Here is a 17,125-nt window from a genome sequence, read left to right as displayed (position 1 = left end):
GCCCGCTCGGAGCGTCGGAGCGTCGTCGAGCACCCCCAGGCCGCCCCCGAGTGGCGGCTCCGGCCCGGTGGGACCAGGCTGGATGCCGGAGAGCCCGCCCGGCCGGGCCGCGGCGGCCCGTGTCTTCGGGGCGGCCTTCGGTGTTTGCCTCGCACACGCAGGGTCACCCGCTCAGTCGGAGCCCGAAGCTCCGGAAATCGAAGGACGCGAGCACATCCGTACGGCACTGTCCCGGGGCAATGCCACAGGTGCACCGGCCGGTCCATGGGCACGGCGAGGACCGGCACCTCACTGCTCCGTGCGGAGAAAGGCAGAGTCATGACGCAGAAACCTCCCCTCGCCACCACCACCGACTCCGGTGCCCCCGTCGAGAGCGACGAGCATTCGCTGACCGTGGGACCCGGGGGGCCGGTCCTGCTGCAGGACGCCTATCTGATCGAGCAGATGGCGCAGTTCAACCGGGAGCGGATTCCCGAGCGCCAGCCGCACGCCAAAGGGAGCGGCGCGTTCGGTCACTTCGAGGTGACCGAAGACGTCAGCGCCTACACCATGGCAGGCCTCTTCCAGCCGGGCACCCGCACCGACCTGGTCATTCGTTTCTCGACGGTCGCCGGTGAGCGCGGCAGCCCGGACACCTGGCGCGACCCTCGCGGCTTCGCGGTGAAGTTCTACACCAGCGAAGGCAACTACGACATGGTCGGCAACAACACGCCGGTGTTCTTCGTGAAGGATCCGATGAAGTTCCAGCACTTCATCCGGTCCCAGAAGCGCCGCGCGGACAACAACCTGCGCGACCACGACATGCAGTGGGACTTCTGGACGCTGTCCCCGGAGTCCGCCCACCAGGTCACCTGGCTGATGGGCGACCGCGGTATCCCGCGGACCTGGCGCCACATGAACGGCTACACCTCCCACACGTACATGTGGATCAACGCCAGGGGCGAACGGTACTGGGTGAAGTACCACTTCAAGACCGACCAGGGAATCGAGTTCTTCACCCAGCACGAGGCCGACCAGATGGCCGCCGTCGACACGGACTACCACACGCGTGACCTCTTCGAGCACATCCGTGACGGCCAGTACCCCAGCTGGACCCTGTACGTGCAGCTCATGCCGTACGCGGAAGCCCCGGGCTACCGCTTCAACCCGTTCGACCTCACCAAGGTGTGGCCGCACGGTGACTATCCGCTCATCCCGGTCGGCAGGATGACCCTGGACCGCAACCCGACCGACAACCACGCCGAGATCGAGCAGGCGGCTTTCCAGCCCAACAACTTCGTTCCCGGGATCGGGCCGAGCCCGGACCGCATGCTGCTGGCCCGGCTGTTCTCCTACGCGGACGCCCACCGGCACCGCATCGGCGCCAACTACCAGCAGCTCCCCGTGAACGCGCCCATCGTCGACGTCCACACCTACTCCAAGGACGGGGCGATGGCCTACCGGAAGACGACCGATCCGGTGTACGCCCCGAACTCCAAGGGCGGTCCCGCGGCCGACCCCGCCCGCTTCGGCCCGCGGCCCAGCTGGACGGCCGACGGCGAGATCACCCGTACCGCGTACGTCTCGCACGCCGAGGACGACGACTGGGGGCAGCCCGGCACGATGGTGCGGGAGGTGCTGGACGACGCCGCCCGCGACCGTCTGGTCGACAATGTCGTCGGGCATCTCCTCAACGGCGTCACCGAACCCGTCCTCCAGCGCGCCTTCACGTACTGGTCGAACATCGACGAGACGATCGGCAAGCGCATCGCCGACGGCGTACGGTCCAAGGCCGACGAGAAGGATCCCAAGGCCGCCGAACAGGGCAATCCGGCACGAAGCTCCATGCAGCGCAAGGCCTGACCTCAACAGCGGGGAAACAGGTACGTCTGCCATGCGCCACGGGCCACCGACTGCGTCGGTGGCCCGTGGCGCTTACTGCTTGCGGCCGCCGCCCGCGCGTGCAGATCGCCGGCCTGGTAACGGCCGGCACGGGGGACGCTGATCCGGGCGACGCGCGCCCACACGGCACCTCAGCGCGGGTGCGAACGCGTCGACGACACCGAGTGTGGCCCGCTCCGCGCGTCCCGCAGGCAGGCGGCGCACAGGTGGGATGAGCCCGATGGCGAAAGCGCCGAGCGCCATCATGATCATGGTGGTGGCGAGTACCTTCTCCCGCCCGACCCGGTCGCCGAACGGGCCGAAGAAGAGTCCGCCGAGGGGCCGTACGACGAAGGCCGCCGCGAAGGTGGCGAACGAGGAGATGACCTGGGCCCCGGGCGAGGCTCCGGGGAAGAAGACCTTGCCGATGGTGGCGGCCAGGTAGCTGTAGACGCCGAAGTCGAACCACTCCATGCAGTTGCCGAGCGCCGAGGCGCCGACCGCGCGCCGCAGTAGCGGGGGCTCGACGACCTGCACGTCACCGCTGCGGAAGGCCCGGTCGTTCCGCAGCAGCCTGCGCATGAGATCGTCGCGGACCTGCCGGGGCAGTTCGGCGACTGTCGGAGGCAGCTTCACCGGACCGGGTCCGGAGGGCCCGTCGGGTACGGCTCCGGCCACGCTGCCTCCCCCTTTCACGGCCTTCCACGATCAGACGTTTCACGGTCTGTGCTCCTGCACCGTGGGCGTTGCCGATACGTCCGAAACCCACACGGGGCAACAGCAGTTCACACTCCGGACTTGGTCTGACCCAGAAAAGGAAACAAATATTGACGCGGTCGCACAGTGTGCGTAGGTTCCGGGCCGAGCCGATCGAAGAGCTGTGCCGCCGCGCCGTCGGGTGCCGCCCTCCCCCACTCCAGCTTCGAAGGGACTTGCCGTGCGTGGTTCCCCATCCGCCTGGAATGTCATGAGCTCACCAAGACCGTGGACAAGATCATGGATACGGAGGTCACGGGTCGTCGCCGTGCTGGCCTCCCTCGGGCTCGCTCTCGGGCTGCTGCTCGGGCTTCCGGCCGTCTCACAGGCCGCCGGCTCGCTGCCGTGCGACATCTACGCCGCGGCCGGCACGCCGTGCGTGGCCGCGCACAGCGTCACCCGCGCGCTGCTGTCCTCCTACAACGGCCCGCTGTACCAGGTGACCCGCGTCTCGGACGGGGCCACCCTCGACATCGGGCCGCTGGCACCCGGCGGGTACGCCAACGCGGCGGCCCAGGACGCCTTCTGCGAGAACAGCGGCGGCTGCCGGATCACGAAGATCTACGACCAGAGCGGCCGGCACAACGACCTGACGCCGGGGCCCGCCGGCACCGCCGGCATGGGTGCGGACCGCGGCGCCGACGCGTCCGAGATCGCCGTCACCGCGGGCGGGCACACGGTGTATGGGCTGTGGATCTCACCGGGCGTGGGCTACCGCTACACCGGCGTCGCCTCCGGAGTCGCCGTGGGCGGTCAGCCCGAGGGCGCCTACATGGTGGCCAGCGGTACCCAGGTCGGATCCGCCTGCTGCTTCGACTACGGCAACGCGGAGAGCACTCCGGCCGACACCGGCAACGGGCACATGGACGCCGTATCGATCGCCACCACCTGCTATTTCGCGCCCTGCACCGGGAACGGCCCCTGGGTGGAGGCCGACCTGGAGAACGGCATGTTCCAGGGCGACAACGGCTCCAACACGGCGAACCTGGGCAACAGCAGCACCTTCGTCACCGCCGAGCTGAAGAACAACGGGCAGACCCGGTACGCCCTCAAGGGCGGTGACTCGCGGTCCGGCGGGCTGAACACCTGGTGGGACGGAGCACTGCCCACCCGGGGCGGCTATCAGCCCATGCACCAGGAGGGCGGGATCATCCTGGGGATCGGCGGCGACAACAGCAACTGGAACCGGGGCACCTTCTTCGAGGGCGTCATGGTCTCCGGCTATCCCACCGACGCCGCCGAGAACTCCGTCCAGGCGAACATCGTCTCCGTCGGCTACAGCGGCCGGACGGACGTGCCCAACGGCCCGCAGGGGACGATCACCGGCCCCGGCGGCAAGTGCGTGGACGTCGCCGCCGACGACACCGGCACCGACGGAACCGCCGTACAGCTGTGGGACTGCCAGACGTATGCCGAGGACCAGCACTGGACGCACAACCCGGACGGCTCGCTGTCCACGCTCGGACGGTGCCTGGACATCGAGAACAACGGCACGGCAGGCGGGGCCAAGCTGGAACTGTGGGACTGCAACGGTGTCGGCGGCCAGAAATGGGTCCAGCAAGCCGACGGCTCCCTCCTCAACCCGCAGTCCGGACGCTGCCTCGACTCCCCCAGCGGCGCCACCGCCAACGGCACCCGCCTGCAGATCTGGGACTGCAACGGCGCCACCGCACAGAAGTTCTCGGTGAACGGCGGAGGGCCGGTCAAGGGCCCGGGCGGCAAGTGCGTGGACGTCGCCGCCGACGACACCGGCACCGACGGAACCGCCGTACAGCTGTGGGACTGCCAGTCGTACGCGGTCGACCAGCACTGGTACCACCGGTCCGACAACTCGCTCGCCACGCTGGGCCGTTGCCTGGACATCGTGGGCAACGGCACGGCGAACGGCGCCATGGTGGAGCTGTGGGACTGCAACGGTGTCGGCGGCCAGAAATGGGTCCAGCAAGCCGACGGCTCCCTCCTCAACCCGCAGTCCGGACGCTGCCTCGACTCCCCCAGCGGCGCCACCGCCAACGGCACCCGCCTCCAGATCTGGGACTGCAACGGCGCCACCGCACAGAAGTTCAGCCTGAGCTGAATCCCGACGCGGATCGGCGGCCTCTCCCGGCCTCGGCATTATTCCGTTGAAGGGTGTCACCCATGCCACTGGGAGGCGGAGAGGCCGCTGGTTACGTTCGGTGCGTGCCCGGCAGAGGCCGGGTGTTCCGCACCCCGAAGGGCCCTTCATGCACGCCCAGATCGTCCTGTTCGACGGCTTCGATCCACTCGATGGCACGCACTCGCCCAGAGGGGGTGCCCCCAGCGGCGTTGTCGTCACTCGCCGACGTCCCCCAGCCTTCGGCCGGGGGGTGCCCCCACCGCTTCGCCCGCCGCGGCAGCGGCTGATTGTCCACGCCTCCTCCGCCTTGCAGCTGCACGCACCAGACCCCGCTCGGCTCGGTCAGGAGGAACTGTTCCTCACTGCCGACCTGATCCAGACGGCACCCCCTAGCTGAATGGACCGAGGCCGCCGTGTGGCCCAGGCTGCACGACGTCCTCCTCACCAAGCTGTGCGGCGCGAACGCCCCGGATTTCTTCCGGGCGGCCGTCGATGGCTCCCATATCCGGGCGTTGGAAGGGGGATCCAACTTCGTCACCAGCGAAGGGCTACAGGTCGATCAGGTCCAGCACACCGCGACGCCGCCAGGTGCGCACGCTGCGGTCACGTCCGCGGGATTGGTGTAGCGACGGCCGCCGACCGCGCCATGAAAGCTGAACGCGACTGTTCCTTTCTGGAAGGAGTTCCTCAGCGGCCCAGCCCCGGCTGGAGTCGAGCTCAGGGCCTGCGTGAGGAGGGTGCGAGCAGGCCGAGAGCGCGCGCGCCCTCAACGGCTTCCGCGCGAGAGTGCGCACCGAGCTTTTCGTAGACATGGCGCGTGTGCGTCCGGACCGTGTTCACCGACACGCAGAGCTTTGCGGCGATCTCCGGAGCGGACAGGTTTGTCGGCAGATGGCGGAGAACGCGGGTCTCGCTGTCGCTGAGCGGCTCACGCAAGTGGTGCGCGTCCCCGGGCGGTGCTACTCGGTTCTTTCCGGCCAGCCGGTCCAGAAGCTCAGAGACCAGGGCGGCGTGCGCGGTGCGGTCGCGGGCGTGACGCTCGAGGAGCCGCGGGGCCGGATACAGCAGGAAGGGCAGAAGGATGCCGTGGGACTCGGCGAGATCGAGCGCGTGCTCGAGGGCACGCCAGGCGGTGGCCGGCTCGCCGAGCCTGTCGCGTGCGATCGCCTCCAGCAGGAAAGGCTGGACAGCCCAGTCACGCAGGTTCATCACGGCGACAGAACCCTCGAGAACGGGCGCCAGCGTGAGGATCGCCGCCTGCGGATCGTTCTGTGCGAGCCGCAATGCCGCCACGGCGGTTCGCATCTGTGCTGTTTCGCATTCCTCGTCGTCCAGCTCGGAGAGGGCCCTTTCGGCGAGTTCGGTATCGCCCAGCCGTGCCCTGGCCAGCAGAAGAAGCGCTTGTGTATGCCCGGCCCACAGCCGCGTCGGCCCGGTCTGCTCGGTCAGTCTGTCGGCGGCCCGGAAGGCGGAGACGGCTTCCTCATCACAGCCGCGTGCCATCTCGATATGGCCGCGGGCGCAGTCCAGCAGCAGCGCGGCCGCGGGCTGAACCTCTGCCCGAAGTGCACGCTCGGCGTGGCCAAGGTACCGCTCTGCCCTCTCCAGGTCTCCCTGCCGGACGGCTGTGTCGCACAACGCCAGGTAGGCGACGGCGACAACTGGTTCGTCGAGCCAGCCGTGCCGCCGGGCCAGCTCGATCGCCTGCTTGCCTCGCTCCTCCACCTCCGCGAAGCACCGGAAGCTCGCGGCCAGCGCCCCATGCGCCAGGCTGCTGATCTCGAGGTAGGGCCGCCCGGTCCGGCGTGCCAGCGCGAGGCCTTGTTCCAGGTGCCGTTCCGCCTCTTCGACTCGCAGAGACCACAGCTCGGCTATGCCGAGACTGAGCCGCGTCACCGTACGTAGGTCCCCGCCAAGCCGGAACTGCCTGCTGTCCAGAGCCTCGCTCGGGCCCAGCAGCCGCTGCATCTCCTCGACCACGGCCGGGAGGTCGCCGCGCTGGCGGCCGAGCAACATTCGGAGGACGGCAAGCAACGACTCACAGACTCCCCGCCGATCGGCCGGAATCGACTCCAATTCGCCTGCTGCCAGGGCGAGATACCGCTCTGCTCCGTCAAGCGACCCTCGGTCCAGCTCGGCGGCCGCGGTCAGCGCGACCAGTTCCACATCGGCCGCCACCACACCGGGCGGGAATCCGGCAAGGAGGTTGTGCGCGGTGGTGACCTGACCGTCGAGAGCAAGAGCAAGCCAGTGGTCGGCCAGCAGGCGAGCCGCCCGGCTCCAGTCCTGCGCCGCCTGGGCATGGCGGATCGCCTCGACTGGGCAGCCGTGCTCTGCGAACCATCCGGAGGCGGTGGCATGGAGCACCTGGACCTCGTCCGGCGCGGTACGCCGCAGCTCAAGCTGCAGCAACTCGCCGAAGAGCTGGTGGTAGCGAAACCACGACCGCGCCGGATCCAGCGCGGCCGCGAACGCGTTGGCGGCCTCGAGTTCCTGCAAGATCCGTTCCCCGCCCGACCCCCCGGTCAGCAGGTCCGCGAGTTCGCCGTTCACCCGTTCCAGCAGCGAGGTCCGCAACAGCAGCCGCCGGACCGGCTCGCTCTGCCGGTCGAGCACCTCGGCGAACAGATACTCCGCCACTGTGCGCTCGCTACCGGAGAACTGGGCGGCGAACCGTTCCGGATCGGCGTGCCCGACCAGCGACAGGGCGGCCAGCCGCAGGCCGGCGGCCCATCCCTCGACCCGCTCGATCAACTGGGCGAGGACGGCATCGGACAGCTGCACCCCGGCACCGTGCAGGAGCGCGCGCGCCTCGTCGCGGGTGAAGCGCAACTCGGCCGCGCGGATCTCGGTCAGCTCGCCCTCGAGTCGCAGACGGTGCAGCCCCAGCCGCATGTCCCGCCGGGTGGCAAGCAGGAATCGAAGCCCCCGAGGCGCGCGCATCAGCAACAGCTCGAGCTGGCCCAGTGCCTCGCTGGAGCCCAGCTCGTGCAGGTCGTCGATCACCAGCCAGACCTGGTCGTCCAGCGCGCCAAGGTCCTCCAGCAATCGCTCGACGATCGCCCAGCCGTCGAGGTCCGGCGCCGCCGTCACCTCCCTGACCGGCGCCGACCCGACCGTCGCGTCCCTCAGCGCCTCGGCGACCGAGATCCAGAACCGCTGCGGATCAGGGTCCTCGTCCTGCACCGACACCCACGCGACACGTTCCGTCAGGCCGGCATCGCGAATCCAGGACCGCAGCAGATACGTCTTGCCGCTCCCCGCTGACGCCGACACCACGGTCACACGAGCTGCTGCCCCAAGCCGCTCGAACAGTCCGCGACGCGAGACGATCCCTCCGCTGACAGCGGGAGTGACCGGATCGAAGGAAGCGGGAATACCGGCCGTGGCCCGGTTGACACGCCCGGAGCTGGTAAGCGGGACAGAGGGGACTGACATTGGACCTCTCCGAGCGCAGATGTTGGGGAAGGTGGTGTGGGACGCGGGACGCTGCGGCACTAGCGTGCCGGGGACCAGCTCGGCACGTGCTCGACGTCGATCGGTCCCCTGCGACTGCCGGCCGGGGCGTCCTCCTTGGACGAGGAGGAGAACCCTTCGAGCCTGCGGCGCTTGACGGCGTCTTCCAAAGCGGCATTGACCGTGGAGGTCTTCGTGAGGGTGTCGAAGATCCTGGCCGCCTCGGCGAGCATCCCGTAGTTGACGTCGATCGTGATTTTGGGCATGGCCACTGGTTGACCTTTCGTTGAGGAGCTGACGTGTCGTGTCGTGGTACGCGGTGCGGACGCTTCCCGCGAGAGGGCTCTGAGCGGCCGCACCATGGTCGTGCGTGGGTTGGCATCGGTGTTGGTTCCGGTCCCGGACCGGACCGTGCGTGTCCCGTTTTCAGGAGCGACTGCGTCGTGCCTTCACGGCCGCTTCCAGGCGGGTGCCGAACGCAGCATCGGCCTGACGGAAGTTGTTGACGGCCCGCTCGACGATGTCGTCGCGATCGGCGGAGACCCCGGCGATGGCGTTCGCCAGGTTGGTCACCAGGCGTTCCTTCTGGTCCGGCGACATCAGCCGGTAGAGATCGCCGGCCTGGACGAAGTCGTCGTCCTGGGCGTGCTGCGGAGCGGCATGGTTACCGGTGAGGCCAGAGACCTCGGTGGCCGCCCACAGCGGCCGGTCGGTCTGCACCGGGCCGTCGAAGCTGTTCGGCTCGTAGTTCTTCGCCCGCCCGTGGCGGCCGTCATAGAGCTCGCCGTCGCGGCCGTACGTTCGCGCTTCGGTGGCGTGCGGACGGTTGACCGGCAGGTGGTCGGCGTTGATGCCGACGCGGTAGCGGTGGGCGTCCGCGTAGGCGAACAGCCGGCCCTGCAGCATCTTGTCCGGGGACGGACCGATGCCCGGCACGAAGTGGGACGGGGAGAAAATCGACTGCTCGACCTCGGCGAAGATGTTGTCGGGGTTGCGGTTGAGCTCCAGCGTGCCGATGGTGACGGGCGGATAGTCCGTCTGCGACCAGACCTTGGTCAGGTCGAACGGGTTGAAGCGATAGTCGGCCGCCTCGGCCGCCGGCATGATCTGCACCTGTACGGTCCAGCTGGGGAACTCCTCGCGCTCGATGCTCTCCCGCAGATCGCGCTGGTGGCTGTCGGGGTCGGCGCCCGCCAGGACGGCGGCCTGCTCCGCGGTGAGGTTCTTGATCCCCTGGTCGGTCTTGAAGTGGTACTGCACCCAGAAGAGCTCGCCGGCCTTGTTGTTCCACTGATAGGTGTGCGAGCCGTAACCGTGCATGTGCCGGAAGGAGGCCGGGATGCCGCGGTCGCCGAACAGGAAGGTCACCTGGTGCGTCGACTCCGGCGACAGGCTCCAGAAGTCCCAGACATTGTCGGCCTCCTGCGAGCCGGTGTACGGGTCGCGCTTCTGGGTGTGGATGAAGTCGGGGAATTTGCTGGGGTCCTTGATGAAGAACACCGGGGTGTTGTTCCCGACCATGTCGTAGTTGCCGTCATCGGTGTAGAACTTCAGCGCGAAACCGCGCGGGTCGCGCACCGCGTCCGCCGAGCCGAGGTTGCCCGCCACCGTGGAGAAGCGTGCGAAGACCTCCGTCTGCTTACCGACCTCGGACAGGAACTTTGCCCGGGTCCACTGGCTGACGTCCCGGGTCAGCGTGAAGGTGCCGTACGCGCCGGCGCCACGCGCGTGCACGATACGCTCGGGTATCCGCTCGCGGTTGAAGTGCGCCAGTTTCTCGAACAGTTGCTGGTCCTGTAGGAGCAGCGGGCCCCCCACGCCGGCGGTCTCGGTGTTCTGGTTGTCTGCCAGGGGCGCGCCTGCTTCGGTGGTGAGTATGGGGCGCGGTCCGTCGGTTACAGTCACTTTGCATCTCCGGTTGGGAATTGGTCGTGCGGGAAACCCTGATCGAAAAGCGCTTTGCTCGTCGTCTCGGGACGGTCCGGGAAAGCTGCCGCAGTGCGCTCAGCCAGTCAGCGGTCGTCCCATCGGCGTTGGCAGCGTTCGCCCGCCGTACATCATTCTTGGGACCCGCTTGTCGGCCGGGCGGGGAGTTCGAACCAGACGATCTTTCCAGCGGCCGATTGGTCGCTGCCCCAGGAGCCGGACAACACATCGACGATTTGTAGTCCTCGACCTGCTTCCTCGTCCTCGCCACGGTTATGGGCTGGGCAGGGCGGAGGAAGGGTGGGATTTGCGTCCCCGATCTCGCAGTGCAGCGTGCAGTCCTGGACAGAGAGGGTCACGGTCGGTCCTCCCCACGCGTGACGCAGCGCATTGGTCACCAGCTCGCTGACAAGCAGTTCGACGACGTCGCTTTGCTCGTCGAGTCCCCAATCACACAGCTGGGCGCATACCAGATGCCGTGCCTCCGACACCGCGCAGGCTTCGGAGTAGAACGACCACGAGACGTGGTGAGCAGCTGCTTCGGAATCGCCGGCAGCGCCGCCGAACGCTTTCTTCGACCCAGCGCAAGATTGATCCGTGAGCATTCTCGGCCTCCGATCCGTAACCACCTCTGGAATCCCCGGATGAGGTCACCATGGGAGTTGATTTCGCTGTCAACGATCCCGTTCAAGACGTCTGCGGTCTGCGCGGGCAGCCCCCACTTTTGGCTCCCGCCAACGGGTCTGTCGGTATACCTGCCAGCTGCAACTCCGGCGCTGCTCGCTCCTGGACCGGGAATCAAGGGAAATCCAGAATCTCCGCAAGAGCGCTGATCGCGCCCGGCCGGCATCGGATCTGCAGGGGTCGATGCCGGAAGTACGCCCGGCCGGCCGTCGACCCGCGCGAGGTCGTGAACGGATTCACCGGGCAGGCCAACGCCCGACCCAAAATGCCCGCACGGTGCACGCGGATACACTGAGTCAGTGCACGTGAGGCCCAGGCCGCTACTGCGCCGGACTCCATCCCTGACGGTCGGACTCCTGGCCAGTGTCGCCTGCGTCGCCGTCGTGACGGTTCTGCTCTACCCGCTCCGGCAATTTGATCCCCAGGTTCACGTGGGTGTCGTGTATCTGCTCGGTGTGCTGGTGATCTCGACCCTATGGGGTCTGTGGCCGGGACTGGCGACCGCAGTGGCCAGTACCTTTGCCTACAACTACTTCCACCTGCCGCCGTTCGAACAGTGGACGCTCCCCGACAGCCAGCAATGGGTGACGATGACGGTCTTCCTCCCCACCGCGCTGCTGACCGGCTACGTCGGGAACCTTGCCCGGTCACGGGCCATCCAGGCCGAAGAGCACCGTCGCACCGCTGTCCTCGCCGCCGACCTCGCCCACCTGCTGCTGCGCGCGGAGAACCTGAACTCGGCGCTGCCGGCAGCCGCACAGTGCCTGGCCCAGTCGTTCGACCTGCCCAACGCGGCCATCAGGTCCGGGGTCGTCACCGACGACGAGGACTGTGTGGCGCTTCCGCTGCGCGACGACGCCACTCAGATCGCCACCCTCCTGGTCCCCGCCGGTCTGCCTGAGCCGACGCTGGTGCTGCTGCGCCAGCAAGTGGTGCCTTCGCTGCAGGCCCTGCTGAGCGCGGCAGTGGACCGCGAGACGGTGGGCGTCGCTCTGCAGGCGAGCTTTACGGAGCGTGCCCGGGTCGCGGAGGAACAGGCCGCGTTGCGGCGCATCGCGACGCTGGTCGCCTGCGGAGCCCACCCGTCCGAGGTGTTCGACGCGGTCACCGGCGAGATGAGCCGCATCCTGGGCAACCGGAACATCGACATGCAGCGCTTCGAGCCCGACGGCACGATGACCCTGGTCAGTCACTGGGATGATCATGGCGGCCGGGAGGGGTTCCTGCCGATCGGATCGCGCTGGCCGATCGCGGATGGCGTCGTGACCAGCCAGGTCTGGCGGACCGGAGAACCAGCGAGGGCCGATCCCTACAAGGGTGACACCGAGATCATCGAGCGTGCCCTTGAATGGGGGGTCGAGTCGGTGGTCGGCTGCCCCATCATGGTCGAGAACCGGGTGTGGGGCGTGATCATCGCCTTCTCGCGCGACAACCAGCCGCCGCCCGAAGCGATCGACGAGCGCATGGTGAAATTCACCGAACTCCTCGGGACCGCGATCGCAAACGCGCAAAGCCGTGCCGAGCTCAAGGCATCCCGTGCCCGTATCATCGCAGCCGCCGATGAGGCGCGTCGCCGCATAGAACGCGACCTGCACGATGGAGCACAGCAGCGTCTTGTCGCGCTCGGGCTGGAACTGCGAGCGGCCGAGGCCATCGCGACACCCGCGCTCAAAGCCCGTCTGTCGCACACGGTTGACGGCTTGACCAGTGCCGTCGAGGACCTCCAGGAGCTCTCTCGTGGCCTGCACCCGGCGATCTTGTCCAGGGGCGGCCTCTGCCCGACCCTGAAGATGCTCGCGCGCCGCTCGAGCGTCCCGGTCGAGCTGAACGTGTGCAAAGTTCGGCAGCTGCCCGAGGCTATCGAAACCGCTGTCTATTTCATCGTTTCGGAAGCATTGACGAATGTGACCAAACACGCACAGGCCTCAGTGGTTGACGTAAGCCTCACCGCTGACGACGCAGTCGTGCGGCTCGCCATCCGCGACGACGGAGTCGGAGGAGCCGACACTGACCACGGCTCGGGACTCATCGGCCTCAAGGACCGCGTTGCGGTGCTCGGCGGCGAGATGGAGATCACCAGCCCGTTGGGAAGTGGTACGTCGCTGCTCATCACCATTCCGACCGATGTCGTGTAACCGCCGGCTCCCCGCGGCGCTGCCTCCGCCATGGCTGACGGTCGCGGCATCATGGCCCGCCTTACCGGCCCACGAGGCCTATACGATGGTGGTGGAAAACCCCGTACCTCTCAGGTCACGATGATGGAGAGCGGTGGACGGAAGCCGGATCCGGGTGGCGCTGGCGGACGATGACGTCCTGCTGCGCGAGGGGCTCGCAAGCCTGCTCGACCGGTCCGGGCACGAGATCGTTGGCCAGGCCGGTGACGCATCCGAACTCCTCTGCCTCGTCCGTGAGCGACAGCCCGAGGTGGTTGTCGTCGACATCAGGATGCCGCCCAGTCGTACCACCGAGGGTCTCGACGCAGCCCTCGTCATCCGCAAGGAGTTCTCCAGGACCGGGATCCTCCTTCTCTCGGCACACGCCCAGGTCGAGCAGGCGGTAGAGCTGCTGGCCACCGGGCAGCGCGTCGGCTACCTGCTGAAGAGCAGGGTGACCGACGTCAACGGCTTTCTCGAGGCGATCGAGCAGATCTACCAGGGCGGCTCGGTCGTCGACCCCGCTCTGGTGCAGGAGCTCATCGCCGCCCGCCACAGGAATGACCCGCTGGAGCAGCTCACATCGCGTGAACGCGAAGTGCTCGCTTTGATGGCGGAGGGGCGCTCGAACGCGGGCATCGCCCGCAGGCTCTGGATTGCTGAGGGCACCGTCGAGAAGCACGTGCGCAGCATCCTGTGCCGGATGCGGCTTCAGGAGGGGGAAGACGATCACCGGCGCGTTCGCGCTGTCATCACTTATCTGGAATCCCGCCGGATGCATTGATCGCGGACCTCATCGTCACACCCCGCTGACCGACCGGGCTCCTCGCTGAACCCCACGACTGATAAGCGGCTACCGCCGGGTCCGGGGGCGCGCGGGCATCGCCCTCCTTTGCCGGACTGCCCGCCGCGTCAGGCCATCGGGCCCCATTCGGGCCTGCCAGGTCTCTGCAACTCGTGTGGGCGCCGACGTCGGGGCGAGCAGCACTGCCGGATCAGGTACGCAGTCCGACGGAAGGCGAGGGAGCCGGGCGCGTCCGGAGGATGACATCAGGGGTGGCGGTCATGAAGAGGACCGCGACAGCGGCAACGAGGGCGGCTGCGATCGCGATGACAGCGACGGAGGACCACTGGAGGATGCCCGCGCCCGCTGCGGCGCCGGCGAGCATGACCGCGACGGAGCTGAGCCGACGGTGAGGCTTGGCCCCGGGCCCGCGTGCCAGCGGGTTGTCCGCGGCAAGCCCGGTGAGGGTCAGCGTCAACACGGTGGTCGTGAGGTCAGGGGCACCGAGATGGCGGACGGTGCTGTTCTGCACGCCGAGGGGGACGGCGAGGAGGGCGATCGTGGCGAACCTGCCGTCTCCGGTGAAGGGCAGTACGCCGATGCCGGTGAGCAGGGCGACCAGGCCGAGAAGGACCGCTTCCGCGGTGAACGCGGTGGCCAGCCAGCGAGCCGGCCCGGGGGCAAGGGTGTGTGCGACCCGGCCGCCGGCCAGCGCGCCAAGGAGGAACCCTGCTATCGCGATCACCGAGGCGATTGCGGAGAGGCCGGAGTGAGGGTCCGCGGCGAAGCCGAGGAACACTACATTGCCCGTCATGTTCGCGACGAATACTCGGCCCAGGCGGAGGTAACTGGGCGAGACCCAGGGTGGTGCCCAGGTTGGTGAGCCGGCTTCACGCGATACGCATGACCTGGCAGCGCGGCTGACATGGCGTACGGCCCCCAGCCCTGAACGCATCGTGCCGACGAAGAGGTCCCAATGGCGTCCGCTCCCACACCCACCAGGCGCACAGATGCCCAACCTCACTGGAACTGGCGCCGATGGCGTACGGCACCCAGCAGTTCGGCGGGGGCTGGGGGCCCGCGGACGAGCAGGCGGCCGTCAGCACGATCGGTCACGCGCGCTCGGCCGGCGTCAACTTCTTCGACACCGCGCAGGCCTACGGGTTCGGCCGCTCCGAGCGGCTGTTCGGCCGGGCACTCGCCGCCGACCACGGACTGCTCGGCGCCACCACCGGTAGCGCCTCTTCGGCGCAGACGACTGGCGGGCGCACAGCCGGGCGTTCACCGGGCCCGGGTTCCGGCGCTATCCGGACGTCGTCGCCGCGCTCGACCAGGCCGCCGCCGAACGCGGCGTCACCATCGCCCAGCCGGCGGTGGCCTGGATGCTTGCCCATCGACCGTCCAGGTCGCCATCCTCGGTTCGCGTACGCCGGCCCACCTCCAGGAGAGCCTCGGGGCCCTCGGCCTGAGGCTGAGCGGAGAGGGTCTTGCCGAAATCGACGCATCATGGCCCCTGCAATGCCGTTCGGCGGCCCCACCCCGGAAGACATGGCGTGAAAGCTGCCCAGCCTCCCCGTCCGGACTCCGGACTCTCCATGTCGTCGGAGAACCGGCCGGCCCCGACCACCTCGCCGACACTGAAGGCCATTTTCCGGCGACGTCTCGGCGGTATCGCACCATCTCACCGCGATCGGCTGAGCAGCCGCCCTCACCCGCGCGATGCGGCAGGCGCGCCGTCGGTCGGCGAGGACATGCCGACGCAGGCGGACTCGCGTGCGCTGTTGGAACCGTGCGCCCGGTCACAGCCGGAACAACCGGGCCGCGTTGTCGTGGCAGACCGCCCGCAGCCACTCCTGTCCGAGGTCCAGACGTTCCAGGGCGTGGAGGTGGTGCACATAGGGATAGGGGATGTTGGGAAAGTCGGATCCCAGCAGGATGCGGTCGCCCAGGGCGGCGACCCGGGGCAGCGCGTTGCGGGGGAACGGCATGAACCTCTCGGTGAAGTCGGTGAACACCATCGTCGTGTCAAGCCGCACCTCCTCGTACCGCTCGGCGAGGCCGAGGAAGTCCTCGTACTCGGGCATCCCCATATGAGCGACGATCAGGCGCAGCCTCGGATGCCGTGCCAGGACCCGTGCGATCGGCTCGGGGCCGGTGTGCTTGCCGGGCGCGGGACCGGAGCCGCAGTGGATCACCACAGGGATCCCGGCGTCGGCCAGCAGGCCCCACGTCCGCTGGAGGAGTTCGTCGGCCGGGTCGTACGCTCCCACCTGGACATGCGCCTTGAACACCCGGGCGCCTGCTTCGACGGCCTCGCGGACGTACGTCTCGACGCCCGGTTCGGGGTACAGGGTCGCGGTGTGCAGACAGTCCGGGGTACGGCGGGCGAAGTCGGCGGCCCACGCGTTCAGCCACATCGCCATGCCGGGTTTGTGCGGGTAGAGCATCGCGGTGAAGGCCCGCACCCCGAACTCCCGGAGCAGGGCGGTGCGTTCCTCCTCCTCCTTGCGGTAGGTGATCGGCCACTCCAGTCCCCCGATCAGCGGGCCGTTCGTGTCGAAGTAGTTCCACACCTTGTGCAGGACACGCTCAGGCATGAAGTGCGTGTGGACGTCGACCAGTCCGGGAAGACCGAGCCGTTCCCGGAATCGGCGAACCTCACCGGCCTCCGCCCGCGAACCCGCCTCACTCGTGCCCTCCGCCGTGCCTGTGGCATCGTCCGGCACCGGTGCTCCCGGACGGTCGGAGGGGCCCTGGGCGGGGACGGGGACGGGTTCGGCAGGGGCGGCGGGTGCTGTGCGGTGATCGTTCATACCGCCACGATCGGTGCTGGTGAACGTCGAGTCCAGTCCCTCTCCGACGGCGGTCCGTTCCCTGTGGGGCAGGGAGGGCGGCGCCGCGTTGTGCGGGGCCGCCCTCCCTGCCCATCGGACCGTGGCGGGTGCGGTCGTGCCGGACCGAGCGGGTGCGGTCCTCAGGACAGGTAGCCCTCCACCTGGGACGCCGAACGGACATTCGCCTCGGTGGGGTCCTGACCCGCCGCGACCCTGGCCCGCCGCTGCCGGAGCAGGTCCCAGCACTGGTCGAGTTCGGTCTCCAGATGTGCCAGGCGGGCGTGCTCGGTCGTCCCGTCGATGTCCTGCTGCGCCAGGCGCTCACGCAGGTCCTTCTCCTGGCTGATCATTTCCGTGATGCGGCCGAGTATCTGCTTCTCGGCCTCGGCCTCTGGTCCTGTCATGGCTGCCTCTTTCCGGCGACGGAGTGGATCACAACTGCCTCGGGGCGCCCGCCGCTTCGTCCGCCCCTCTTCCACCACCTTCTCCCACTCGGCCCCCAGCCGCATCGATCAGTCGAGCAGACCCACTGTGCTCGTGAGGCGCGGGGTGTACGGTGACCGGCGGAAAGCGG

The 17,125-nt window shown here is 68.5% G+C and carries 12 protein-coding genes and 1 pseudogene; 5 read left to right on the top strand and 8 right to left on the bottom strand.

From position 1 onward, the window contains the following. The first annotated feature begins 318 nt into the window (after nucleotides 1–318). The gene (locus tag ABZ396_RS22225) at nucleotides 319–1,842 is read left to right on the top strand and encodes a catalase (protein ID WP_358918045.1); all 1,524 of its coding nucleotides are present in this window, start codon (nucleotides 319–321) and stop codon (nucleotides 1,840–1,842) included. Nucleotides 1,843–2,088: 246 nt separating this feature from the next. Here ABZ396_RS22225 and ABZ396_RS22220 read toward each other — a convergent pair. After that, a pseudogene (locus ABZ396_RS22220) lies at nucleotides 2,089–2,442 on the bottom strand (MFS transporter); the annotation flags it as partial. Nucleotides 2,443–2,827: 385 nt separating this feature from the next. Between ABZ396_RS22220 and ABZ396_RS22215 the strand changes: the two are divergent. Beyond that, nucleotides 2,828–4,693, top strand: coding sequence for an arabinofuranosidase catalytic domain-containing protein (locus ABZ396_RS22215; protein ID WP_358918043.1), 1,866 nt, complete (start codon nucleotides 2,828–2,830; stop codon nucleotides 4,691–4,693). A 738-nt stretch (nucleotides 4,694–5,431) separates the two neighbouring features. Here the strand turns inward: ABZ396_RS22215 and ABZ396_RS22210 are convergent. From ABZ396_RS22210 to ABZ396_RS22195, 4 genes are all read right to left on the bottom strand, one after another. Continuing rightward, on the bottom strand, nucleotides 5,432–7,999 hold the full coding sequence (locus ABZ396_RS22210) for a LuxR C-terminal-related transcriptional regulator (RefSeq protein WP_358918041.1): 2,568 nt from the start codon (nucleotides 7,997–7,999) through the stop codon (nucleotides 5,432–5,434). A 212-nt stretch (nucleotides 8,000–8,211) separates the two neighbouring features. Then, nucleotides 8,212–8,436 (bottom strand): type II toxin-antitoxin system VapB family antitoxin, encoded by a 225-nt coding sequence (locus ABZ396_RS22205; RefSeq protein ID WP_358918040.1) that lies wholly within the window; start codon nucleotides 8,434–8,436, stop codon nucleotides 8,212–8,214. Nucleotides 8,437–8,596: 160 nt separating this feature from the next. After that, nucleotides 8,597–10,075, bottom strand: a complete 1,479-nt coding sequence (locus ABZ396_RS22200; RefSeq protein WP_358918038.1) for a catalase — start codon at nucleotides 10,073–10,075, stop codon at nucleotides 8,597–8,599. Between the two features lie 152 nt (nucleotides 10,076–10,227). Beyond that, nucleotides 10,228–10,701: an ATP-binding protein gene (locus ABZ396_RS22195; RefSeq protein ID WP_358918036.1), complete on the bottom strand. Its 474-nt coding sequence runs from the start codon at nucleotides 10,699–10,701 to the stop codon at nucleotides 10,228–10,230. A gap of 378 nt (nucleotides 10,702–11,079) precedes the next feature. Here ABZ396_RS22195 and ABZ396_RS22190 point away from each other — a divergent pair, with 378 nt between their 5' ends. After that, on the top strand, nucleotides 11,080–12,915 hold the full coding sequence (locus ABZ396_RS22190; protein WP_358918034.1) for a DUF4118 domain-containing protein: 1,836 nt from the start codon (nucleotides 11,080–11,082) through the stop codon (nucleotides 12,913–12,915). A 133-nt stretch (nucleotides 12,916–13,048) separates the two neighbouring features. Beyond that, entirely contained in the window at nucleotides 13,049–13,717 is a 669-nt protein-coding gene (locus tag ABZ396_RS22185) for a response regulator transcription factor (protein ID WP_358918032.1), read from the top strand. A gap of 211 nt (nucleotides 13,718–13,928) precedes the next feature. Here the strand turns inward: ABZ396_RS22185 and ABZ396_RS22180 are convergent, their stop codons facing one another. Then, complete coding sequence (locus tag ABZ396_RS22180) at nucleotides 13,929–14,672, bottom strand: YoaK family protein (protein WP_358918030.1); 744 nt, start codon at nucleotides 14,670–14,672, stop codon at nucleotides 13,929–13,931. Nucleotides 14,673–14,755: 83 nt separating this feature from the next. On the opposite strand from ABZ396_RS22180, the gene ABZ396_RS22175 reads away from it, so the two are divergent. Next, a complete protein-coding gene (locus tag ABZ396_RS22175) occupies nucleotides 14,756–15,274 on the top strand; it encodes an aldo/keto reductase (RefSeq protein WP_358918028.1) in 519 nt (172 codons plus the stop codon). 242 nt (nucleotides 15,275–15,516) lie between these two features. Here the strand turns inward: ABZ396_RS22175 and ABZ396_RS22170 are convergent, their stop codons facing one another. Together ABZ396_RS22170 and ABZ396_RS22165 are read right to left on the bottom strand one after the other, a co-directional pair. Next, nucleotides 15,517–16,530 carry an amidohydrolase family protein gene (locus tag ABZ396_RS22170; protein WP_358918026.1) on the bottom strand — a complete coding sequence of 338 codons (1,014 nt, stop codon included), beginning with the start codon at nucleotides 16,528–16,530 and terminating at the stop codon, nucleotides 15,517–15,519. Between the two features lie 161 nt (nucleotides 16,531–16,691). Continuing rightward, nucleotides 16,692–16,955: a DUF2630 family protein gene (locus tag ABZ396_RS22165; protein WP_358918024.1), complete on the bottom strand. Its 264-nt coding sequence runs from the start codon at nucleotides 16,953–16,955 to the stop codon at nucleotides 16,692–16,694. Nucleotides 16,956–17,125: the final 170 nt, after the last annotated feature.

It is taken from the genome of Streptomyces sp. NPDC005866, from assembly GCF_040629895.1.
Taxonomy (GTDB): Bacteria; Actinomycetota; Actinomycetes; order Streptomycetales; family Streptomycetaceae; genus Streptomyces.
The sequence above is the reverse complement of the archived record's forward strand: the minus strand, read 5'-3'. Positions and strand labels throughout refer to the sequence as shown.